Consider the following 23,356-nt stretch of genomic DNA (forward strand, 5'->3'; position numbering starts at 1 on the left):
GGTTAAGGAATGGCTGTCTACAAGTACGGCTTCGTCTATGTCATGGTGAATCCGGCGATGCCGGATCTCGTCAAGATCGGCTGGTCCGAGCGCCTTCCCGAGGACAGGGCCGAGGGGCTGTCGAAGACGGCTGTACCGTTCCCCTTTCAGGTTGCCTATCGAGCAAAGACCTTGCGGCACAGAGAGGTCGAGAGGCAGGCCCACAGGCTTCTGGCCGCCGCCCGTGTCGCACCGAACCGGGAGTTCTTCCGGGTCTCCGTCGAGGACGCGGTTGGGGCGGTTCGATTTGCTCAGGAGCAGGTGACGGGGATCGACTCCTGGGCGTCTTCTCCGGAGCGTCATCTTGTAGGCCGCGGAGACCGTGTCGTCCTGCCGTTGAAATCAGGCCAGGTCTTCGTGCTCACCGCCTACCCTGAGTTCCTGAGCACAGAGCCCCACGTTCTCGACATCTGGCAGGCTCACGCAGACGGAGACGTGCTTGAGATCGACGGTGCTGAGCACCCCGGGCACGTAGCCGGCCTCAGCGACGGCGATCCCGGCGGCGACGAGGACCCCGTGCCGTTCCTCGACCGTTCCGGCGAAGTCCAAAACGGGACACTGATCGGACGCGAGCGCCTCGTCTCGGGCGATCGACTGATCTGGCTCGCGGATACCGAGGACCCGGCCCACTGCGCCTGCGTGGTGTTCGAGGCTGACAGTGCCTGTCAGATTGCCTGTCGCACATGGAATCCACAGTCGAACCCCTTCGGCATGCCCCTTCTCCTGAACGACCTCGTTTGTGATCCCTCTCCTGCAATGGTGGAGGCGGCGAAGAGGGTACTCGATCTACGTAGGCCACGGACCTGGGCTCCTCGCAACCCGGATCCGGAGGGGGACTGGGCCATTGCTGCGACACTCCCACAGCCGCCCGAGTACTGGGTGCCGCAGCTACTGAAGCGGCGTCCGCAAAGGTGACCCCTCGGAGCTGGAAGGCGCTCGGCAGGCCAACGGCACCGCCACTGCCGCTGAGGGCCTGGCTCTCGCGCTCCTGCTCGCTCCCGACGACGGGCACCTGGGCCGACTCGCAAAGAGGGAGATAACCACGGCACCATTCGGGCGGCAGTTCGGGATCCTGCCGCGACAAGCTTCGCATCACCAGGCGGACGAGACCGGCTGGTGTCGAGTCGGCGGGCCGAGTGCGGATGATGACACTCTCAGCCGCCTTGTCGGTGCCCTCATCTAGGCTCGCAAGCCGAGACCGATAGGGGAGTTACGTGCTCGACTGTGCTCTGACCGCAGATGTTCCGTTCGGCCCGTTCGAGGGCACGCCCGTCACCGTCCATTCGGCCAAGGGCAAGAACGCGAAGCTCCATGCCGCGACGACGTGCACCCAGCTGCGTGCCCGTGACATCACGACGGCCGAGGTCCCGTTGAACGCGGAGACGATCGGCCGGATGTGCTCGCGCTGCGCGCAGTGGGGCGCGTGGGTGCGCCCGGAAACTGGGCTGGGTGTCTTCCTCAAGGAACTCGGTGGGATCGGCCTGCTGTACCAGCTGCGATCCCACACCGGGCCGGATGAGGACATCTGGTGGGATGAGAACGAGGTCCAGGCCGCCGCCGACCTGTTGTGCACCGAGCCCGCAGTCGATCCTGACAGCGAGGAAGCGGACGGCGACGACGAAGAGGCGCGCGACGACGCCGAGCGCCTGCGGGATGCCGTGTTCTCCGCCTGGCGGGATGCGGCGAAGAGCCTGCACCAGGCCCAGGCCGCTGCCGCGATGTTCCCCTGGCTCGCCGACTGGGCGGAGCCGAAACTGGCCGTGAAGAAGCAGTACCTGGAGACGCTGCGTGTGCAGGCAGCACGGTTCGTCGATCCGGACGGACTTCTGACCGGCGCGGCAGCGGCACTCCTGGACGAGCCGGCACTGCCCGTCGACGACCCGGCGCTGACGGCGATCGGCACGCGAGAGGAGATCAACAGGGGGCTGAAGGCACTGTGGCGGGACTGGCAGCGCAAGGCCGAAGCTGGTTGGGGCCGGCCGAGTTCGCGTTCGTACATCTCCTACACGCTCACCCACGGTATGCGCTCCAACCGCAAGGGCTACGCACAGGCATGTTCCGCCGCTGATGAGCTGGTCGCGTCCTGGGAGGACCTGGCGCATGCCGCAGCTGCCGGGGCCGAGCTCGCGCCGACCTTGCTGGTGACCGCGCACCTGTCGGAGGTCGCCGACGACTCCTCGAACCGGTACGAGCGGGGATTCCTCAGCGAATTCGACAACTGGACCATCGGCGTTCTCGTCACCTACCTCGCCACCGCGGACTGGGGCCGACGCACCCTCACCCTGCAGGTCCCGCCCCTCATCGCCGGCCGACTCCTCGACTCCCGCTCCTCCCTTCTCGACTGCGAACCCCACACCACCGCCACGACCGGAACGATGGTCGGTACCGAGGCCGAAACGGCCGTAGCCCACATCAGGCCGGGGATCTTCGACGACACACCCGTCCGTGACCGCCAGCCGTTCGCCGCCGACCACGTGCGCGCGCTGCGCGCCGTCTCAGCGGGTGACGACCAGCTGTACCTGGTCTTCTCTCCGGACACAGGGCCGGAGGTCTTGCCACTGGCGGTCGTTGAGAGGCGGCTGGCCGCCGGGTGGCGCGGAACCATCATCGCCGGAACCTCGGACCTGCCGGCGAGCGTCATCGAACCGTGGATCCAGGAAATCGGGCCTCGTCCCGACGACGACGGGGAGAGCATCTGGCCCGCCCCCGTCCGCGACCCGCACGATCCGCGGTTCGGAGAGGACCTCGGTCTCGCAGACGGCGCCCGCACCACCGCTCGGCTGAGGCGCCGAAGGGAGAGCCCTGAACAGGAGCTGCGATGCCTGGCCATGGCACGCGGCGCGGCGGACCTGCGCACTCTCGACGGCGGCCCCGACCGCGACGGTCGCCGCCGCACCGTGCCCAGCGCGGTGTGGCACGGCCTGCTGGTCAGCGCCCGCCGCCTTCGCCTTCAACCGTTCGAGCAGCCCGGCACCGACCGGTGGCACCGCGGCAGCGGAATTCCGCTGGGCGTCCTCGCCGATGTACAGGCATACACAACCGATGCCGATCCTGGCTGGCAGCGCAAGGGCCACTCGCCGTTCTGCTCACACTCCGGAGAACGCGGCGTCACCGAGCATGACGACCTGCTGCGCATCGCGGACCTCCTCGCCCGCGACGACTTCGACTGGTGCAGCAAGTGCGACGGCTTCGCGGTACGGCGACTGACCGACACCCAGCTGTCCTACTACCGGGCGGCCCACCGCCTCCACGACGTCGCCCAGAAGCTCGACCGGGACCCGGGCACCACGCACGGGACCGACTGGGAGGCGCTGGCCGCTCAGCTGAGTGAGCTGTCCGACTGGCACCCGATCGGGGAGAAGTACTGGGACGCTCCGGAGTCGTGGCGCTGGAGCGAGATCATCCGCGACCTCCGACGGCGCCTTGAGGCAGCCCGCCGCCAGACCCCCTGACGAAGAGCCCGTCTGCAAGGGGGTGGCCTGCGGGCGACTCTGCCGCTCGCAGGACACCCCCGCTGCTCTGCTCACGGTTCGCCCAACCGGACGCGGCCTGGTTGAGTGCGTGGGAGAGCGCGAGAACGGCCTCGTCGGCGGAGTCCATGAACAGGTGGCTGTAGAGGTTGATGGTGATGGCGAGCTTGGAGTGGCGCATCGTCTTGGAGACGACGGCCAGGGGGATGTCGGCGGCAATCATGATGCTCGCGGCGGTGTGGCGCAGGTCGTGCAGGCCGATCTTCGGGAGGTCGAGTTCGGTGGTGGGCTTGCGGAGCTGGTCGAGGACCCATTGGGGGCGCAGCGGCGTACCCCCGGGTCGGGCGAAGACGAGTCCTTCGAGTCGGCCGTCCGAATGGGCGTTCATCTGGATCGTGGCCTGGCGGTGGAGGGCGTGCATTTTGGGACCACACCCGATGAGCGCTCACGAACGCTGATGGTCGAGAACGGACGCTCGTGCGCAAGGTGAACACTGGGCCACCGTCAGCAGTCCGTAGCATCACTTCCGCTTAGAGTTTCCAACTCACATGCACCTCAGGATAGTTGAGCATCTGCTGGTCGCCAGCGCCAACTTCTCCTGGAGCGTGGAAAACAACAACGTCGAGTTCGGTGTCCTCATCGACAACCCGAACTTCACCGAAACCGTCGAACGCGAGCTCCACGAGGCGGAACGGGTGTTGTACGAGCGGGTCCAATCTCCGTGAGTGCATGGCCCATCGCCAGACCTGGCCGTTGGGAGGCAGCCTGGTGCGACACGCGCAGAGGCACTGGCCAAGATGCGGCCTGAAAGCATCTGGTGCCTGGGCGCCGACACCATGAGACGCAGGCGGTACGTAGGGGGAGGCACCGCAGCGAGCAGTGACGGTCGGTGCCCCTCCCCATGGGAGCCCCGACAGACCTGCCCCCTGCGAGCCTACTTCGGACGCACGTGGCAGCCGTGACCTGTGTGATGGCGCGGGCGAGGCTGCCGATGTGAGTGATCTCCCAGCGCGTTGTCGGTGCGAGCGGTTACGGTACGGACCATGCGCTGGCTCGGGGAAGGAGCGCACGTTGGACATACCCTTCGATGAGGCCGACGGCAGAGGCACGTCCTCGATGCCCGGTCCCGGGGATCTGTCGGTGTTCGACCGTACGTTCCCGGCGCGTGTGGCCGTGCTGATGCGGTCCCGCCCCATCGCGGAAGCCGCCGCGGGCGCCGTGCGTCAGGACTGGCCGGACGACACCTACGACGTTGCGACGTTCGCTCTCGCTGCCATCGACCTGGTCATCGCGCAGCAGGGCTTCGAGGACGAGGCCACGTACCAGGCGGTGACCGAGGGACTCGCGACCCTCGCCCGCCGGGCCGCATCCGGCCGCCCCCCGGATGAGCATCTCAAGGTTGCCAGGTACACCCTCGACGCGTTGCTCAACCGGGCCCAGCGCGAGGCGCCGTTCACCTACCGGATCAGCGACTACACCAGCGAGGACGGAGCCCACCGGCAGCGGCAGGTGCAGTTCCGGTTGCTCATTGAGCGGGAAGACCCCGTGCGCGGTGAAGTCGTCCTGAACGCGACCCGGGATGCGATCAACGCGCTGATCGGTGGGCTGGAGTTCGACGTCGAGGACGAACAGGTCGCCAACGAGCTGATGTTGGAGCGCCAGCTCGCCAAGGGCGCGTTCGCCGCAGCCGAAAGAGCCGCCGTCCGGGCCCGCCTGCTTTCGGTCTCGCTCGCCGACGACCTCAACAGGCTGATCAAGGACACGCGCCGGGACCTGCGATCCGTGATGGACCAATGGGCCAATGACATCCCGGCACGCCTGGATACGGCACGTGAGCACATCGCCGGCCGTCTGGAGTCGGAACACCGCCTCCTGCTGAAGGTGCGCGAATCGCTTGATGCCGAGGACGAGCAGGTGACTGCCGCGGCAGCCCGGATCGCGGGAATTCTCACCGAGTGCGCGCGCCGGCACGAGGCGCTGCACCGCCAGGTGATCACTGCCCGCAGCATCTTCCTCGACGAACAGGACCGACAGGCGTTCCGGCCTCCTTCCCTAGGCTACCTGCCCGACCTTGGCCAGGAAGTGCTCACACCACTCCTTGGCCTCGACACGGATACCGCCCTCCTGGTGGTGGACCGATGGCTGTCCGACATCACAGGACCGAGGCCGCCCAAACTCCCGCGGCTGTACCGGCTGATCGACGACCTCTGGGCCGCCCGTGGCGCCCTGGACGACACGCGCGACCTCGGTGACACAGACGAGGAGATCGGCGACGCGGACCCGCCGACCATCCCACCCGAGGTCATCACCGCTGCCCAGCGCGTCGTCACCCGCACCGGGATGCCCACCCGGCTGTCGGCCCTGCTGGTCGGCGCCCTCACCAGCGAAGAACCCGCTAATCCCTGGCAGCGCCAGCAGACCGCAGAAATCCTCGCCCTCACCGCGCTGTGGTGCTACGCCCCCGAGGACCTCGAACCCGGCCAGCCGGTCTCCGCCGACCTCGCGGCGCAGATCCTCGGCCCGCGCGCGGCAGCCGGCACCGACGGCCTACCCCTGCGCCTCGTCGGCTGGGACGGCGACGACCTCATCATCGCCGCGCACCCGGACGGTCTCGAGACCGCCGACCCCGCCCCGGTCACCTCCCCCCACCGCTCTGCCCAGGAGAGCGCATGACGCTGACACAGACCGACCACACCGACCTGGGTGCCCTCATCGGGTACGCACTCCAGCCCACGCAGCGCCCCGGCCGAAGCCCCGAATACCGCCGCCTGCTCGGCCGCTACCGCAGCGAGCCGCACTTTCGCACCGCCGCCGACGCTGTCCTCCACGGCCTCGGAGCCAGAGTCCTGTCCGACGGGGACTTCGGTCTCGTCCTGGGCGTCGAACCGGAGTCCCCGTTCGCCTTCCGCGTCACCGACATGCCGAACGCCGGGCCGCGAAACAGCCGACTGCTCGCAGGGCTCGTCCTGGTCGGTATCGCCGCCTACGCCTACCCGAGCCCGGCCGAACTCGACGAAGAACGCATCCGCCGTGTGCCGGACACGGAGTTCGAGCAGTGGATGCGATCCCTCTGCGAGCGCCTGCAGGTCGTCGATGCCGCAGGCGAGACCATTCCGGAGGAAGGTCTCGACGAAGCGTGGCGCCTCTACCACGAGCTGCCCCCCGTCCTGGTCGGTGACCGCGGACGCGGATCGGGTCGGCTGTCGCCCAAGTGCACCCTCTACTGGGTCCGCAACACCCTCGGATGGCTCGTCGAACAGGGTATGGCCCGCACCGACAGTACCGACGGCACGTGGATCCTCACCGAACGGTTCCGCATCCAGGTCAAGGACATGGCCAGCGAACCCGCCTACACCTTCCTCGCCGCCCTCGCCCGCGGCGAACGCCCTGCAATCGCAGCGGCCACCTCCGGCAGCGACGACCACACGACGGAGGAGAAGTGACCTACCACCTCGCGGCCCTGCGCCTGCACTCCATCGGCGAGCGCTCCGCCCGCTTCACCGACGTCACCCTGGACTTCACCGCCCCGCACGGCATCGTCGCCACCCCAGACGACTCGATCGTGTGGCTGCGCAACGGCGGCGGCAAGTCCTCGCTGCTCTCGCTCTTCTACGCGCTCATGCTGCCCAGGGCGACCGACTTCATGGGCCGGGCCGTCAAGCGCAGCCTGACCGACTACGTCGACTCCGGTGACACCTCCCACACCGTGGCCGTCTGGCACCCTGCCACCTCGCAGACCCTCGACGGCCGGCCCGACCGCGTCCTGGTCACCGGCGTCGTCTACGAGTGGGTCGACCTGCGCCGTCCCGCCGATGCCGACCGGGCCCGGGACAAGCTCGACACCACCTTCTACGCCTTCTACGCGGTCCCCGGTGTCATCGACCTTGAGCGCCTGCCGATCTTGGACGAGTCCGGAGCCCCCCGGCGGCGGGCGACGTTCATCGCCAAGCTCAAAGAGGCTGCCGCAGCCCATCCCCACGCGATGGACCTGGTCACCACCGAGCGGCAGCACGACTGGACGACGCAGCTGGCGAACCGGGGCGTGGACCCTTCCCTGTTCCGGACCCAGAAGCAGATGAACCACGTCGAGGGCGGCGTGGACGAGTTGTTCAAATTCTCCTCCGCCCGCGAGTTCATCGACCTCCTCATCGACCTCACCGTCTCCCCGGACGACGCGACCAACGTCGCCGAACGGCTTTCCTCCATCGCTTCCCTGCTCGCCACCAAACCCGGCAGGGAAGCCGAACGGGCGTTCTGCCTGGATGCCGCCGCCGGACTGGAACGAGTGACGGTCGCCCACCAGGACGTGGACGACTCCCAGATCACGCTCGACCGTGCCATAGCCGAAGGCGCCACGCTCGCTGCTGCGTTCAGCGCGACGGTCACCGAGGCCCAGGCCCAGCAGGAGGCCCTCGCCGATCACAAGGCCAGTGCCGAAGCACGCAAGTCGGCAGCGGAAACCGAGCGCGGCGTCGCCTACGATCTCGTCTACCTCTACGAGAAGCGCGCAGCCGAGCTACGAATCGCCGACGCGCGGGGACAGTTCGATGAGGCCGATCTGGCGGTCACCGAAGCAGCTGGTCTGGTGGTGGCCTGGGAGGCCACCGAGCATCTGGCGGCCAGAGCTGAAGCCAAACAGGCTCTCGACGACACCCGGCGCGAGGCCGAGGCCGAACGCGCGCAGAGCGCGCCGCAGCGCCGCGAGCACGACGAGCACACCGCGCGCCTGCGCCTTCGCCTGATGGGACTTGCCGAGGAGCACGACGCGCGTGCCAGGACCGCCGACGAGGACGCAACGACAGCGGCCGAGGAACGCAAGGACCACCTCCGCGCGGCGGCAGGTGCGCGAGGCGCAGCCTCGGCGGCCGACAAGGACATTGCCCGGGCACGCGCCGACCTGGACCGACTGGCCGCGGATCTTCGCGCGGCGGCCCGCGACGGCTCGCTGCCCACCGAGACCACCGATCCGGCCGCCCACGACACCGACCTCAAGGGGCAACTGGAAGGGCTCGAGGGTGTCCTGGGGGAAATCCGGGCACGACGTGCCCAGCGACCGGCCCTCCGCACCGAGCTGACCAACAAGATCGCCGTCCACACCGGCGAACGCACCCGACTCGACAGTGACCGCTCAACCCTGGCCAGCGAACGCGAAAGCCTTACGCGCCGCGCCGACGAACTCGCGGCGAACCGCCGCATCCAGGACCTGATCGAAGCCACCGACGACTCTCCGGTGAACCTGTGGGCGGAAACCGACACACTCACCAGGCGGCTCTCGAACGCCATCGTCGACGTGGACGTCGAGCTGGTCCGTCTGGAAGCGGAGCACCTCGACGACAAGCGCACCCTCGACGCCCACACACGGACCGGCCTGCTGCCCACCACCCTGGACGCAGACCGCGTCCGCACCACGCTTGCCGAACACGGCATCACCGCCGAAACAGGCTGGCAGCACCTGCGGGCCCTCCTCCCGGAAAGCCGCCTCGCAGAAGCCCTCACCGATCCTCGCATCTCGCGCATCGGCATCGGCGTCGTCATCCCGACCGAGCAGCACCAGGCAGCCGTCACCGTTCTCGCCTCGGTCGACGCCACCACCACAGCACTCGTCGGCGTCTACACCTCCCAGGCCGCCTCCGCCATTGCCACTTACGGCCCGCAGGCCGCAGCCACCGAGAACCCAGGGCCTGCCTGGACCGGACTGAACCGCGGGCTGATCGACGCTTCGTCCACCAACACGACCATCCGCCAGGTCACGGCCCGTACCGAGGCCCACACGGCCAGGCAAGCTGCCCTGACCGAGGCCAGGGCAGCAGACCGGAGCCTCTTGGACGCGGTCACTTCGTTCATCCAGGCGTGCCCGACCGACCACCTGCCGGCTCTCACCCACCGCATCAACGACCTCGACCAGGCGATCACCGCCCACGACACCGCCCTGGGCAACACCCAGCAGGCGCTCTACGATCTGAATTGCGCCGAGGCCGAGGACAGCGTCCTCCAGGACACCACCCAGACCGAGATCACCCGCATCGAAAAGGTCCGCACCCGACTCGCAGGTCTGGCCGAGCGGACCGCTACCGCGGCAACCTGGCGTGACGACCTGCAGGACGCCGAAAGCCGCCGGACCGCAGCAACCGAGCTTGCCCAACAGCTCGAAGAGCGGGCCAACACTGCCTTCGAGACAGCAACCCACAGCAAGCTGCTCGCCGAGAAGGAGCAGGAAGCCGCCGGCACCCTGCGCACCGAGGCCAGCTCGCTGATCTACCTCGACACCGAGCCGACCGTCGACAACGACGACCGAAAGACCCCGCTCGAAGCGCTCCGCAAGCAGTACCACGACGCCCGGCGCGCCTGGGAGATCCAGGCCGCCAAGTCGGTTCTCGCCGAACGCGAGAAGACACTCAGCGAGACGATCGCCAAGGAGAACGCCGCCCTCACCCGTATTCCGCCCCAGACCCAGGACCATGCGGCCGAGCTGCTGCGCACAGCGGACGGTCAGACCGCCCAGCAGCGTTCAGCAGCCCTTGCCGGCGCCCGGACCTCCGAGCGGGACGCGATCGACCAGCGAGGGCGGGCCGCATCCGACATCGAACGGCACACCAGCGTGCTCGCGACCGTCGCGAAGCGCCGTGCTGATCCGCCACGCCGCGCCCTGCCCACCGAGCCGAGCAGCGCCGAGCACGCAGACGCCCTCGCCGCCGAACAGGAGCAGATCGGGCAGAGCACCGGCGAACGCAGGTCCGAAGCCGAGCGTGAACTCGCTGACCTCGAAAAGAAGCACACCGAACTCAACGGCACGATCAGCTTCTTCAACCTCCTCACCGACGGCCTCCCCGAACCGGATCCGGACGGCGCGGCGGCGTTCACGGGCAACACGGCACAGGCACAGGAGCGCAAGCGCGACATCACCGCGAGAATCCGCACAGCCGAGCAAGGCAGCACCGAAGCTGCCGCCACCCGGACCAAGGCCGTTGCCGCCCTTCGAAGCCTCGGAGCCAAGTACCCGAACGTCGCAACACCCGCCAAGGACCGCGTCCTCCACGACGCCGAGGAGACCCTGGCCAAGAACGCGCAGCAACTCGCAACCCAACTCGCCCTGCGGGCGGACATGATCGACGGTGAACTCGCCGGCATCGCCAAGGACCAGGCGATCGTCACCGACTCCCTCGCCCGCCTGGCTGCCAACACCCTCGACACGCTACGCAAAGCCGAGCGGTACTCGCGTGTCAACACTAAGACCGGCGGCTGGGCCGGAAAACAGATGCTCCGCATCGCCTTCGACGCACCCGCCAGCGACGCTGACCTGCGCACCTACGTCAACCGCGTCATCGAACGGCGTGTCACCCAAGGCGTCAAACCCGAAGGACTGCCCCTGCTCAAGGAAGCTGTTCACGAGGCCGTCGGCCCCCGCGGCTTCACCGTCAAAGCACTCAAACCCGCCCGCGACACCGTCGCCACCACCGAGGACATCACTCGCCTCGGAAAGTGGTCCGGAGGCGAGAAGCTCACTGTCTGCGTCGCGCTCTACTGCACCATCGCGGCGCTGCGCGCCGCCAACGCCGGCCGCAAGGACCGATCCGGTGGAGTGCTCCTCCTCGACAATCCGATCGGCCGCGCATCCCACGGCGACCTCGTCCGCCTCCAGCGCGCCGTCGCCGCAGCACACAAGGTCCAGCTCATCTACACCACCGGCGTCAAGGACCCCAACGCGATCTCGCTCTTCCCCAACGTCATCCGCCTCGACAACCGCCCGGGTCGTACCCACAACCGCCGTTACATCGTCCCCGACACCTCCGCTGCCACCAGCGAAGCCACAACCGGCTACATCACCGGAGCCCGAGTCGCCCACGACGAGGCGGCGAACACCGACGGCGAGACGCCATGACCCGGCCCCTCATCGACATCCTGTCCGCTCATATCGCCGAGCAACCGGGCCAGCGCATCCAATTCGACACCCTCCTGCGCCACGCAACCACCGCCGACCCCACACTGCTCGGCGACCCGAGCGCACGAACCCGGCTCTCCGAAGCGCTCACCGAGCTCGCCACCGACGGCGCCATCCAACTCCCCAAGGCTCGCAACGGCTGGGACGACCGCACCAAGCCATCACTTCCCCGCTGGATCGGCAAGACCACGGCACGTCCCACCGCGGCCCGCCCAGCCGACCGGGTCTGGCCGCAAGCACTCGAACAAGCTGCCGCCATCGCAACCCGCCCGGACGAACAAGACCTCCTCGAACGCATTGCCCTCTGGCTGCGCGACAACCCCCACCCCGAACCCGCACCCATCGAAGAACGCTCACTGGAGATCCTCGACGACGAGAAGGCCCTCGCTACCCACACCACCAAGCGCCTCTTCACCAGCGGTGCACTCAACCTCGACCTCCTGGGGTGCTACCACACCCCCGTACCCTTCCCATCGCAGTACGTCCCCGGGACGGGTGAGCCACGCCTCCTCGTCGCCGAGAACAACGCCACCTTCCACTCCCTCCTTACCATCGCCCGCAGCCTCGACCCCACCAGCCGACCCAACCTCCATATCGGCTGGGGCAGCGGAAACCAGTTCCCCGCCTCCATCACCGCCCTGACCCTCCTCGATCCCCTCCCCACAGCTGCCTACTACTTCGGAGACCTCGACGTCGCAGGACTGCGCATCGCAGCAAACGCAGCCGCCACCGCCGAGCAGAACAACCTGCCCACCCTCCGCCCCGCCGCAACCCTCTACCGCTGGCTGCTCACCCACGGCACCCCACGGCCCGACAAGTCCAACAGCGGAATCGCCGACCCGACGCCCCTGATCACCTGGCTGCCCGACGATCTCCGCCTCGCAGCAGCAAACCTCATCGCCACGCGGCAGCGGATCCCGCAGGAACGACTCGGTCTACGGGCCCAGCGAGCCGACCCCACGCTCCTCATCCAGGCGGTCTCCTAAACATCCAGGCTTACCGGGTCATCGCCTTCGCCCGAGCACCTGCGCCGTCGTGGCATGTCTTCCTCGCCGCCCGACCGGTGCGGGCCGGTTTTCCAGGGGCTACCCAGGTCTGTTACCGGGCGGCGGGGGGTTTCGGCCATGCTGTTCCCTGTGCCGCGGCTGTGAGGATGTCGCCGAGGCGGAGCCAGGCGTTGGGGCCGGAGGGCGTGATCGGGCTGTCGGCGAGCCGTTGCCAGGCGTGGTCGTCGTTGCCGAGTGTGCTGACGACCAGGGCGACCACAGCGGAGTGAATGCTGTCGTAGTGGCTTCCCCTGGCTTTGAGTGCGGTCCAGGCCGGCATTGCGAGGACGGTTTCGTCGGGGCAGTCGGGCAGTGCGAGAACGTGTCGGGCCCAGGCTTCGCGGTTGGCGGGGTTTCCGCCGAGCCTGCTTCGTAGTTCGTGAGTCAGGGTGTGGACTGCCTGCCGAGGGTTCGTATGGCGTGCGAGGACATCGGGGAAGGATCGGTTGTACCCGTAGCCGCTGTGCGCGAACGACAGCAGCGCCTTCTCGACGAGTTCGTCGTCGCCGGCGTGCCGGTCCAGGTAGTCGTCGAGGACGTCCGCGGCGACGGCGGAGAGGTCGCGCGGCGTCACCTGTGCGGGATCGCCGAGGGCCGCGCGTCGTGTGGCGGGTGTTTGGGGGAGCGGGTCGGCGACGATCCGGCTGATCGAAGCGAGCAGTTCGGTGAACTTCCGGTGGTCTTCCTGCGCTTTATAGTCGTAGGAGCGGGGACGGGCCTGGCTGTGGCGGGCATCGCGGATCATCGACTGGACCGTCTTCTTGACGGCAGGTGTCACGTCGGGCAGGTGGAGCAGCATGGCGTGGACCCAGCGGAGGTCGGCTGCCGCGCTGATGCCGATGTAGCCGTTCGGTTGCCAGGTCTGGAGTGCCTGTACGGCCACATCGGCGAAGCGCCGGCCCAGATCGGTGAGGTCATCCTCAGGGGTGAGCCAGGTGTAGGGATCGCCGTACGAGGGCTTGGCCTCGGCGGGGTTGAGTATGAGGCGCCAGGATCCCTTCGCGGCGTGGGAGACCCAGGAGACGGCGGCGTGCACACCCCATCTTGTCCGGCGTCCGCCCTCCTGAAGGTAGTACTCGATGTGTTCGCGGCCCCTCTCGCCGAGGGAGGCGAGTTCGGCGGCGAAGCGCTCCCGTACTTCCTCCGGTGAGGAGCCGTCCTGGAGGGCACGGCACACCCGGGCCGTCAGCCTGGCCTGAGCGAAGCGGTCCAGGTCCTCCAAGGCGACCCGCCTGAGCAGGCCGGGCTCGACCATCCACGGCAGGCTGCCGAGCAACTGGTCCGTGATGACGGGGTACGCGTCGCTTCCTTCGGTGCCGGCGACGAGTTGGGAGTGCCGGTCGGGGTGGCGCTTGAGGACCCCCGACCACATGGTCTCCCAGGCGGCGAACGCCTGCTTGAACCGCTCCCACCTGACGTCGGAACCCTCGTCGTCGCGACCGCTGTCGTCGGGCGCATCGGGCAGCAGAGAGACCGCGGCATCGAACACGTCGTCGTGAAGGCGTTCCGTCCGCAGAACCAGCTGGGCAGGCGTCGGCTCCGTGAGCAGGACCGGTGAGATGAACGGACGCTCAGGAACCCGCCTGCGCAGCTCGGCGGCGACAGCGCTACACAGAACCGGCGGCCGGCGGGCGGTACCAAGAGAACCGAGCTGGCCGGCCGTGCACCGCCGGAGCGCACTGTCTCGAAGGGCATCCCCGCACTCGGGATGGGCAAGCGCGAGAGCCACCAGCTCGATCCCCGTCCCGACCACATAGTCGGGCTCCGACTCCGCCTCCCGCAGGCCGTTCGTCACCGCCGCTTCCAAGAGCCAGCCAGGCGCCTCGTCCCGAAACGGTCTCGTGAGCAGAGCTTCGAGGAGGCGCGTGTACTGCCTGTCATCTGCCAGCGTGCGGACCTGCCCGGCAACCATCCGGGCCGCGGCCGACCCGGCATCGGCGCCGGCTGCAACAGCGACCAGGAACTCCACAGGCAGCCGTGAGCCATCGGTGGCCATGCCGCACATCCCTCCCCAGACACGAATGGTCAGGACCATCTTGCTCCATGGATCGGACAACCAGGTCAACAGGCCCGTCGGCGCTCCAACAGACGGGACCCATCAAGCATTCGAAGCGGACACGAGTACTGCCGTCGGGTACGGTGTCCGGCAGGACCAGGTCCGGGCCACCGACAGCATCGGCGGAACCAGCCTCGGCCGATCTCTTCTCCCCGTCCGGAGGCGTGTCAGCAGCGCGCCCACCAGCGGAACTCCACCATCCCCCGCGCCATGTGTGCGCGGAATGCTTTCTACTGAACCGGAGTTCCCCGCATGCCCGAGCACCAACTCGCCGCCTCACCCCACGACTTTTTCTGCGAACACACCCCCAGCAAGAGCCGCGTCCTCGTACTCCTCTCCTACGACGGCGGCCCCGATTCGCTCCAGGCCGTACTCACCTGCCGCGACGCCGAACTCGCCCACCACGCGGCCGAACTGCTTCGCCGTACCCTGAAGCGGGCGTCCGGCGTCCTGCACACTGAGTCCATGGACGGGCTGTGCGGGCAGTTGCCAGATGCTCCGGCGTCCTCGCTCCGGCAGGCCGTGGCTCACGTACTTGCCCGGACCTGGCCGGCTGCCGCCGGAACGCTCATCGCCTGGCCCGAAGGATCCGCGCACGAGGAACCCGACCAGGAGGACGGCGCTGACAGCGAGGGCAGCGGCGAGGACGACCAGGCCCTGGAAGCCGCCAGCTCCGTACGGCGCGAGGCCCGGCTGCGCGACCTGCCCGGCCACGTCGTACGGATCACTTCACTCCGCGAGTTCCACGTCCGCGACCGGCAGACCCTGCTGGACGCGGCGGGCGAGCAGGGCTGGGAGCCGATGCCGACCGACCAGCTCGACGATGACGACCCGCACGACGTGGTCGGAGCGGTGACGTGGCTCGCGGACCCGCCTGCCCACGTCGACGGGGCGGACGTCCTGACCGAACGCAGCCATATCTCTCTGCTGCGGCGGAACAAGGGTGACGAGGTCGCCGAGTGGAGTGCGGAGCCGGTCGTGGCGGACTTCGGCCCTGGCCCGCGTGCCGTCAAGACCGGGGAGTCCCCTGAGCACGGCCTCGGGGAGGAACTTCCCGATTTCGCGGCGCTCTTCCCTGCTGAGGACCCGCACTGCGAGGACCCGGAGTGTGAGGAAGAGAGCTGCTTGTGGCAGCTGACTCCCCGCACGGCCGACCTCCTCTACACCGCGCTGTCGCTGCTGGCCGACGAGGCGTACGAGGACGCCGAGGAACTCGGTGACGGGCGCCTCGTCCCGGGCAAGCACGAGGGCGGTTGGGGGGTGTTCCCACGGCTGCCGAAGCTGACCTTCGCCACCGACCTCCAATGGCGGCGCCGCTTCGCCCGCGCCGCCGACGACCTCGCCGACGACCTCGAACGCGGCCACTGGCCGCGGCCGACCTGCACCGCCGAGGAACTCGCACTGCACCTCGCCATCGACGACGCAGGCGACAGCTCCGACGAGCTCGGGGACGACTCCGACAGCACCGGGCACGGCACGCACAGCACCCTGCCGGTCCACCGCGACGACTACGACTTCGACGCCTGCACCGACATGTTCTTCCAGGACACCGACGTCCTCATGCTCTACAGCTCCCGCTTCGACGGCATCGAGGACCCCGACGGCGACGCCAACCGGCAGCTCGGCGTGGGCGACCTGCGCGCACAGGCATGGTTCGAACCCTTCGGGAACGTCAAGGCCCGCGACCCCCACCGCGGCTTCCGCCGCTGATCTTCCGGGCACGTAGCGGACGGTGGGCGCACAGCACCTTCACCCACCATCCGCAGCGACCGGGAGCCTTTCGGGTCTGGCATGGTGTCCAGCCGCTTCTCGACGCGGTGGGCGAACGGGCGGCCGAACGGATCCGGGCAGCCTCCCACAGCGGTAGCCCTTCCATGGGCTGCCCCATTGCCGGGCAAGGCCTGACCAACGAGGTCACAGGACTGCCTGGGGTGACTTGATCAGGCCGGCCAGACCCGGGCCCTCTTCCCCGTAGGCCCCCGATTGGTCACTCTCTGCGGATGGTCAACAGGTGCCGTGCGATGAAGAAGGACATGAAGCTCTGCCGGAACCGGGTCGCCAGTCCTGGGCTCCGCTGCCACCTGCACCAGGGCCTGCCCGCCGGCCGACGTCCCGCTGAGCCGTCCTCACGCCGACGGGCGGCGGGCGGCGCACCCGCAGTGCAGGCCGGCCGAAGGCCCCGGCGGCCCAGTCTCACGGTGAACCGCCCGTCACCGAGCACACGGGCCACGCCGCCGTCGAGGACACCCCGCATTCCGGCCCAGCGCACCAGGCCCAGGCCTGCTCCGAGCCCACTGCGGGTGGTGACCCGTGCCGAGACGGACAGCGCCGCCCGCGTGTGCGCCGACCTCGTGGCAGCGGGCGGCGACACCATCGCCGCCCAGGCGCTGCGGCACGTCAGCGACACCACCTGGAACGCCCTCGTCGAACGCCACCGGGGGAGGGGCTGCGAGGCACTCGCCACGCTCGCCCGCGCACTCCTGGACGGGAAGAAGTCGCTGCACGGCATCGTCGGCAACCTCGTGGGCCGGCTGCTGGCCGCACTGGGGCGGCCGAGGATCGAGCAGGTCTTCGCACGGGAACTGGCCGCCCGCGTGCCGCTGCTGTTCGGACAGGAGGCCGCCGTCGCGGCGCGCGGCCTCCAAGCGGCCGGGATCTTCGTCTGCTTCACCGGCGGCGCCGTGATGCAGGACTGCGCATGCCTGCGAGACCTCCTCGCCCACGAGGGCAGAGTGCAGCTCGACAACCTCCTCCAAGGCGCCCTGAACGACTGGAGCGAACTGCCTGCCCGCATGCGCGACGACGCGGTCCTGCCCGGAAACCAGCGGCCGTGACCGACAGACCCGCGCGAGGCCGCCCGTAGCAGTCCACCGTACGATGAGCATGGGGCTGGACCGTGACCGTGCGTGCCAGGGGTATCCATCGTCCGAGGGGCTCGTTAGAGTGGCGGGCCGGTCTGCTGAAGAGGAGTGTGAGGTGCGTGGCTGCCACAGCTGACCACCTCAAGGCGCTCCTCAATGCCCACGCATCAGGCGACGAGGACCGCTTTTACAGCATCGCCCTCCAGGTGGCCGCGAAGTCCGCGCGCCAGGGCCACGGCAAAATCGCCCTCGAACTCCGCGAGATCATCGACGCCGCCCGCGCCGAGAAGATCCCCAGGATCGCCCCGACCCCGGTCGTCCAGCCCAGGGGCGAACTCGCCAGCCTCCTCACCGCCGGCTACCCCGACGTCCGCCTCGACGACATGACCCTCGCCGACGACGTCCGCGCCCCGCTCGACAAGGTCCTCCACGAGCAACGCCAGCGCGCCCGCCTAGAGCGCTTCGGCTTCACCCCCGTGCACCGTATCCTCCTGTCAGGGCCACCCGGCACTGGCAAGAGCATGACCGCCGCCGCACTGGCCAAGGAACTCTCCCTGCCGCTGTTCACCATCCGCCTCGACGGACTGATCAGCCGCTTCATGGGAGAGACCGCCACCAAACTCCGCACCGTCTTCGAAGCCGCCGCCGAGACCCGCGCCGTCTACCTCTTCGACGAGTTCGACGCCCTCGGCGCCGAACGCACTGCCGGCAACGACGTCGGCGAAGCCCGCCGCATCCTCAACTCCTTCCTCCTCTTCCTCGACGAAGCCCCCACCGAGAGCCTCGTCGTCGCCGCCACCAACCACCGCCACCTCCTCGACCGCGCACTCTTCCGCCGCTTCGACCTCGTCGTCCACTACGCGCCTCCCTCCCCACAACAGGCGATCGAGATTCTGCAACGACGCCTAGCCGGAATGGACACCACCGGCGTACCTTGGTCCGACCTGATCACCAAGGTCGACCAGCTCAGCCACGCCGAGCTGGTCAAGGCCGCCGAATCCGCGGCCAAACGCGCCATTCTCGGAGGCAACGACGTGGTCGACCAACACCTCTTGACCGAAGGACTGGACGAGCGGCACGCGCTGCGCCATGCCTGACCGGGCCCCGTCGCGGATCACCCCGCACCTCCTGGTTCCCTGGGAACCGAAGACCCTCACCCCGAAACCCTCCGGGCCCGCACGTGGTGGAAGGTTCGCCGACCGGTCCGCGGACCGGCAAGGCCACGTAGACCGCCTGCTCGACGGCCTCGAAGAAGCCCGGCAGGCATCCACCTCCGACCGCCGGGACGTGGACCCTGCCGAACGGGCGAGCGGGTTCGCCATCCGGGTCGAAGCCTCCGACACCTACGACCTCCAGGTCGACAGCCTCGCCAACTCCGGGCTGACGCTGATGAGCGTTCACGAGGCAACCGGCAGCAGCCCGCAGGAAGCCGTCATCTGGATTCCAGACGGGCGGGTCCAAGCGTTCGCAGAGAAGATCGGTCAGTTCACCCAGGACACCCCGAGCGGCAAGCCGAAGCAGCAGGCCGCCGTCGCCAACGCCGAACGCATCCAGCACGCTCTGCTCGACCACCTCTGGCAGGACGACGCACCACTGCCGGACATGCGCGAACACCGCTGGTGGGAACTGTGGTTCGACCCGGGCATCACCGACACCGACCAGATTGCAACCCTCCAGCGCATCGCCGCCGCCAACGGCTGGCCGATCGCCGACCGCTCGATCACCATCAGCGACTACCGCGTCGCCCACGTCGCCACGACCGGCACCCAGCTCAAGACGCTCCTGGCCACCAACGCCTGCCCCTCGGAAGTGCGGCAGCCCAGCTTCGCCGAACAGATCCACACCACCGCTCGCACCCTCCAGCGCGACCTCACCCTCGACCTCGCGACCCGGCTGGAACACGCAGCCGCCGACGCACCCGTCGTCTGCATCCTCGACACCGGCATCCACCAGGAGCACCCGCTCCTCAAGCAGGCCCTCGCCGGCCGCGCGCAGAGCGTGTTCCCCCACGAAGGACCCGACGACAACAACGGCCACGGCACCAAGATGGCCGGCCTCGCCCTCCTCGGCGACCTCGCCAGCGCCCTCGAATCCACCGGCACCATCACGCTCGCCCACGGGCTCGAATCCGTCAAAATCCTCCCCCGGCAGATCCTCCACGACGACACCCCCCGAAGCCACGCGGAAGTGACGGTCAACGCGATCTCCGACGCCGAGACTGGCACCGTCGACCAGCCACACGCCCGGGTCTTCTCGATGGCCGTCACCCAGCGCTCCACCCCTGAACGCAACGGCACCGACGGCCGGGCGAGCCTGTGGTCCGCCTCCCTCGACGCGCTCGCCGCCGGCACCGACATCGCCGTCCACGACGACCGCATCGAACTCCTCGGAGCCCCCGATCCCGAAGCCTCCCGACTCATCGTCGTCTCTGCCGGCAATGTCCGCGAACACCCCATCACCCACCTCCGCCAAGACGACGGAACCCTGCACCACCTGACGCTCTGCGACACCTCCCCGATAGAGAACCCCGCCCAGGCCTGGAACGTCCTGACCGTCGGCGCCTATACCGACCTCGCCCAGTCACCCCAGGAGGCCATGTTCCACGGCTACCAGCCCCTGGCTGCAGCCGGTGAACTCTCACCCTTCAGCCGCACCTCCGTCGCCCTGCCGCCGAACACCCCCATCAAGCCCGACATCGTCCTCGAAGGCGGCAACCTCCTCGTCGACGCCGACGCCACCCTCACCGACGAACACGACATCGTCAGCCTCACCACCACCCACCACGGCTTCGACCGACCGCTCACCACCGCCAACGCCACCAGCGCCGCCACCGCCCAGGCCGCACGCCTGGCCGCCATCGCCCACGCCGCCTACCCTGCCCTCACCCCCGAGACCATCCGGGCACTCCTGGTCCACGAAGCACGCTGGACCGCCGCCATGACCGACGGCATCCTCAAGGCGAACGGCCGCCGCCGCACGGGCAAGGGCAACGGCAGCAAGGACTTCGCGCGGAACGTGCTGCGCCGCTACGGCTGGGGCGTGCCGACTGAGGAACGCGTCCTGTCCAGCGCGACCAACGCCGTCACGCTGATGATCCAGGGCTCCCTCGTCCCGTTCCGAAAGATGAACAGTCGCGTGCAGCTGGGGGAGCTCAAGCTCCACCAACTGCCGTGGCCACGCGAGCAGCTCCTCGACCTAGGCGCCACCCCGGTCGAGCTACGCGTCACCCTCTCCTACTTCGTCGAACCCAACCCCGGCCGGCGCGGTGTCATGGGCCAGCACACCTACGCCTCCCACAAGCTGAGGTTCGCGATCAAGGGGGCTCTGGAGAACCTGTCGGACTTCGAAGGACGCGTCGCGAAGGACGCGCAGGCCGCGAACGACGGCATGACTACGGTCGGCAAGTTCGAGGGCGACAAGGCCTGGCTCGTCGGCTCCGACAACCGCAACCGTGGCTCCCTGCACGCCGACATCTGGCGCGGCACCGCCGCCGAGCTCGCCGACTGCGGAGCCCTGGCCGTCTACCCGTCTGGCGGCTGGTGGAAGTACAACAACAGATCCGACCGTATCGGCCAACCGGTCTCCTATGCCCTGCTCGTGTCCCTCACGACACCTGAGATCGAGACCGACCTCTACACCCCGACTGCGGTACGGCTCGACGTGCCCATCCCGACCGACCTGGCCGCGCGAGTCGAGACGGCCTTCGGAATCCCCGTGCAACTGCCCCTGGACTGGTAGACCGCGGCACGGCCTCGGTGGCTGTCCTTCAGAGCGGAACGCAGCACTCTGCGAAGCCCGGGAGGGCGGCCAGCCGTGAGGCCTGAAGGCCGCTCTCCCGGGGACCCCGGTCAGGTGTGTAACTTCGCCGGACCGGCGAGGGCCTCCGGTCGTGGCTGCCGCTACGCCGCGAGGGGCAGGTCGTCGTCACCGGGGACAGCCCGGAGCTGGCGTGCCTGGGCCCGGTCGAGGGCGGAGGCGAGCGCCTGGACGGCCTGGTCGGCGGAGTCTTTGAGGAGGTGGCCGTAGAGGTTGATCGTGGTCGCCAGGGTGGCGTGGCGCAGGGTCTTGGAAACGACGGCGATGGGGATGCTTTCGGCGATCATGATGCTGGCGGCGGTGTGGCGCAGGTCGTGAAGGCCGATGCGGGGAAGTCCGAGTTCGGTGGTGCGCTTGCGGAGCTGGTCGAGGACCCACTGAGGTCGCAGCGGTGTTCCGCCCGGGCGGGCGAAGACCAGTCCGTCCAGCCGGCCGTCCGGGTGGGCGTTCATCTGGATCGCGGCCTGGCGATGGAGGGCGGCCATGACTCTGGGGGAGAGGCTGATCCAGGCCCTACTGGCTTCGGTCTTGGGCTCGCGGAGGTGGATCTTCCCGTTGTCGATGGCGGCCAGGGTCCAGCGGACGTAGAGCTTGCGGTCCATGAGGTGGACGTCGGACCAGTGCAGGGCGAGGATCTCGCCGCGGCGCATGCCGGTGCCGAGCATGACCTCGAACAGGTCGGTCAGCTGGTCCGCGTACTGCTCGGCGCCGTGCTGCAGGAAGGTGGCTGCCTGCTCGGGGGTCCAGCAGGTGCGCTCGGCGGCGCGGGGCTTGGGCGGCACGGAGTGCTTGGCCGGGTTGTAGCGCAGCCCCCAGGCCCGCACCGCGTGGTTGAGGGCGTTGCGCAGGGTGGAGACGATCCGGTAGAGGGTGACCTTGCCGCGCTTGGCCTTGCGCTGGGCGGCGATCCAGCGCGCGATGTGCTTCGGACGCAGGTCGGGGAGACGGTAGTTGCCGAAGGCGGGGATCAGGTCCCGCTCCACGCACGCCTCGTAGCCGGCGTACGTGTTCGGCGCGAGCTCCTCCTTCTTCACCTCCAGCCACTCCCGCAGGAAGCTCGCCACCGTGACGCGCCGGTCCTCGTACACCCCGCGCAGCTCACCGTCCAGCACCGCCCTCATCTCGCGGGCCGCCTCGGCTCGGCTGGCGAACCCACCGCGCCGGCGGGTCTTTCGCTTCCCGTCCTCGGGGGCCAGGTCGACGCAGTACGTCCACGACCCGTGACCCGCCTCCTCCAACAACCGCACACACCACGGACCCAACTGCCTCCCGTGCCCGTCCGAACAACCACACCGCCGGTACACCCGACCACGCTGCGCACGCTGTCCCATGAGCTTCCCCTTCTCTCGGACTGGGTGGTGCCTCTGGGGCAAGAGTGGCTGCTGTGTCGGGTGTGGCGGCAGAGCGTGCGGGACGGTGCGCGAAGCACTCAGAACCAGACGGCGACGACACGCTCAAGACGACACACCGCCCGAAAGATCACCATCCGTAGCCAGTGGGTAAGCGACCGTGATCCGCCCGCAGGAACCGGTGCTGCAGGCCAGCCGACGTCGTCGACGCAGCGGCGCTCGGGATCGCACGACCGTGCTTGCTGAAGGACCGACAGATCTCGGTCACCGCCAGTAGCTGCGACGGGGTCGCTGGCCCTGGGACCACTTTGGGACCACGCCCGATGAGCGCCCATGAACGCTGATGGTCGAAAACGGGCGCTTGTGCGCAAAGTAAACACTGAGCCACCGTCAGCATTCCGTGGCGCCACGGCTGCGGAGAATCTCCAACTCACTTGCACCTCAGGGTAATTGAGCATCAAGGAAGCCGAGACCTTGAGGTCTCGGCTGCCGACAATAGTTGAACCCCTTGACTGGGGGTCAAGGGGTCGCAGGTTCAAATCCTGTCGTCCCGACTTGCAACACTGCAGGTCGTAGGCCGTTTCCGCCGCATGGTGGGGGCGGCCTTCTGTCGTTCTGTCAGTTGGCGGTCGCATGGTGGTCACGCCGGTTACAGCGGGGGGGGGGTGCCCTCCTCCAGCAGACCGGCGACCACGGCGGCCGCGGCCCGGTGGCGAGTGGCCCGGTGACGGGCCGCCGCCGGCGGGTACTGCGGCGCGACGGGCCCGGGCCGGACAGTGT

At 68.8% G+C, this 23,356-nt stretch carries 14 protein-coding genes and 1 pseudogene; 11 read left to right on the forward strand and 4 right to left on the reverse strand.

What is annotated here, in order from left to right; genetic code table 11:
* Nucleotides 1-9 precede the first annotated feature (9 nt).
* Entirely contained in the window at nucleotides 10-954 is a 945-nt protein-coding gene (locus ACFCX4_RS07910; protein ID WP_376139755.1) for a GIY-YIG nuclease family protein, read from the forward strand.
* Nucleotides 955-1,253: 299 nt separating this feature from the next.
* Entirely contained in the window at nucleotides 1,254-3,491 is a 2,238-nt protein-coding gene (locus ACFCX4_RS07915) for a hypothetical protein (protein WP_376139756.1), read from the forward strand.
* Here the strand turns inward: ACFCX4_RS07915 and ACFCX4_RS07920 are convergent.
* Complete coding sequence (locus ACFCX4_RS07920) at nucleotides 3,439-3,930, reverse strand: tyrosine-type recombinase/integrase (RefSeq protein ID WP_376139757.1); 492 nt, start codon at nucleotides 3,928-3,930, stop codon at nucleotides 3,439-3,441. The two genes, ACFCX4_RS07915 and ACFCX4_RS07920, sit on opposite strands and share 53 nt — an antisense overlap.
* A gap of 127 nt (nucleotides 3,931-4,057) precedes the next feature.
* Between ACFCX4_RS07920 and ACFCX4_RS07925 the strand changes: the two genes are divergently transcribed.
* The 5 genes from ACFCX4_RS07925 (at nucleotide 4,058) to ACFCX4_RS07945 (ending at nucleotide 12,434) form a co-directional block, all read left to right on the forward strand.
* Nucleotides 4,058-4,234, forward strand: a complete 177-nt coding sequence (locus ACFCX4_RS07925) for a hypothetical protein (RefSeq protein ID WP_376139758.1) — start codon at nucleotides 4,058-4,060, stop codon at nucleotides 4,232-4,234.
* A 346-nt stretch (nucleotides 4,235-4,580) separates the two neighbouring features.
* Entirely contained in the window at nucleotides 4,581-6,182 is a 1,602-nt protein-coding gene (locus tag ACFCX4_RS07930) for a hypothetical protein (protein ID WP_376139759.1), read from the forward strand.
* Complete coding sequence (locus tag ACFCX4_RS07935) at nucleotides 6,179-6,952, forward strand: hypothetical protein (protein WP_376139760.1); 774 nt, start codon at nucleotides 6,179-6,181, stop codon at nucleotides 6,950-6,952. The genes ACFCX4_RS07930 and ACFCX4_RS07935 overlap by 4 nt, the downstream gene beginning before the upstream one ends.
* A complete protein-coding gene (locus ACFCX4_RS07940) occupies nucleotides 6,949-11,388 on the forward strand; it encodes a hypothetical protein (protein ID WP_376139761.1) in 4,440 nt (1,479 codons plus the stop codon). The genes ACFCX4_RS07935 and ACFCX4_RS07940 overlap by 4 nt, the downstream gene beginning before the upstream one ends.
* Complete coding sequence (locus ACFCX4_RS07945) at nucleotides 11,385-12,434, forward strand: Wadjet anti-phage system protein JetD domain-containing protein (protein WP_376139762.1); 1,050 nt, start codon at nucleotides 11,385-11,387, stop codon at nucleotides 12,432-12,434. The genes ACFCX4_RS07940 and ACFCX4_RS07945 overlap by 4 nt, the downstream gene beginning before the upstream one ends.
* 112 nt (nucleotides 12,435-12,546) lie before the next feature.
* On the opposite strand, the gene ACFCX4_RS07950 is transcribed toward ACFCX4_RS07945, so the two are convergent.
* Nucleotides 12,547-14,529: a hypothetical protein gene (locus tag ACFCX4_RS07950; protein ID WP_376139763.1), complete on the reverse strand. Its 1,983-nt coding sequence runs from the start codon at nucleotides 14,527-14,529 to the stop codon at nucleotides 12,547-12,549.
* Nucleotides 14,530-14,802: 273 nt separating this feature from the next.
* On the opposite strand from ACFCX4_RS07950, the gene ACFCX4_RS07955 reads away from it, so the two are divergent.
* The 4 genes from ACFCX4_RS07955 to ACFCX4_RS07970 all read left to right on the forward strand — a co-directional run bounded on the left by ACFCX4_RS07955 (nucleotide 14,803) and on the right by ACFCX4_RS07970 (nucleotide 21,149).
* A complete protein-coding gene (locus tag ACFCX4_RS07955) occupies nucleotides 14,803-16,260 on the forward strand; it encodes a hypothetical protein (RefSeq protein WP_376139764.1) in 1,458 nt (485 codons plus the stop codon).
* Nucleotides 16,261-16,853: 593 nt separating this feature from the next.
* Nucleotides 16,854-17,384 (forward strand): hypothetical protein, encoded by a 531-nt coding sequence (locus ACFCX4_RS07960; protein WP_376139765.1) that lies wholly within the window; start codon nucleotides 16,854-16,856, stop codon nucleotides 17,382-17,384.
* A gap of 146 nt (nucleotides 17,385-17,530) precedes the next feature.
* Nucleotides 17,531-18,508 (forward strand): AAA family ATPase, encoded by a 978-nt coding sequence (locus ACFCX4_RS07965; RefSeq protein ID WP_376139766.1) that lies wholly within the window; start codon nucleotides 17,531-17,533, stop codon nucleotides 18,506-18,508.
* Nucleotides 18,501-21,149, forward strand: coding sequence for a S8 family peptidase (locus tag ACFCX4_RS07970; RefSeq protein WP_376139767.1), 2,649 nt, complete (start codon nucleotides 18,501-18,503; stop codon nucleotides 21,147-21,149). Before ACFCX4_RS07965 ends, ACFCX4_RS07970 begins: the two co-directional genes overlap by 8 nt.
* 161 nt (nucleotides 21,150-21,310) lie before the next feature.
* Here the strand turns inward: ACFCX4_RS07970 and xerC are convergent, their stop codons facing one another.
* Together xerC and ACFCX4_RS07980 are read right to left on the reverse strand one after the other, a co-directional pair.
* A complete protein-coding gene (xerC, locus tag ACFCX4_RS07975; protein ID WP_376139768.1) occupies nucleotides 21,311-22,348 on the reverse strand; it encodes a tyrosine recombinase XerC in 1,038 nt (345 codons plus the stop codon).
* Nucleotides 22,349-22,558 (reverse strand): annotated as a pseudogene (locus ACFCX4_RS07980) (Arm DNA-binding domain-containing protein); the annotation flags it as partial.
* Nucleotides 22,559-23,356: the final 798 nt, after the last annotated feature.

This window comes from Kitasatospora sp. NPDC056327 (assembly GCF_042261735.1).
In the GTDB taxonomy this organism is placed as follows: domain Bacteria; phylum Actinomycetota; class Actinomycetes; order Streptomycetales; family Streptomycetaceae; genus Kitasatospora.

Bases quoted from the DNA above. Each gene is read 5' to 3' on its own strand.
- xerC (WP_376139768.1), bottom strand. From the start codon at position 22,348: ATGAGGGCGGTGCTGGACGGTGAGCTGCGCGGGGTGTACGAGGACCGG.
- ACFCX4_RS07910 (WP_376139755.1), top strand. From the start codon at position 10: ATGGCTGTCTACAAGTACGGCTTCGTCTATGTCATGGTGAATCCGGCG.
- ACFCX4_RS07920 (WP_376139757.1), bottom strand. From the start codon at position 3,930: ATGCACGCCCTCCACCGCCAGGCCACGATCCAGATGAACGCCCATTCG.
- ACFCX4_RS07970 (WP_376139767.1), top strand. From the start codon at position 18,501: ATGCCTGACCGGGCCCCGTCGCGGATCACCCCGCACCTCCTGGTTCCC.
- ACFCX4_RS07955 (WP_376139764.1), top strand. From the start codon at position 14,803: ATGCCCGAGCACCAACTCGCCGCCTCACCCCACGACTTTTTCTGCGAA.
- ACFCX4_RS07945 (WP_376139762.1), top strand. From the start codon at position 11,385: ATGACCCGGCCCCTCATCGACATCCTGTCCGCTCATATCGCCGAGCAA.
- ACFCX4_RS07935 (WP_376139760.1), top strand. From the start codon at position 6,179: ATGACGCTGACACAGACCGACCACACCGACCTGGGTGCCCTCATCGGG.
- ACFCX4_RS07950 (WP_376139763.1), bottom strand. From the start codon at position 14,529: ATGGTCCTGACCATTCGTGTCTGGGGAGGGATGTGCGGCATGGCCACC.
- ACFCX4_RS07925 (WP_376139758.1), top strand. From the start codon at position 4,058: ATGCACCTCAGGATAGTTGAGCATCTGCTGGTCGCCAGCGCCAACTTC.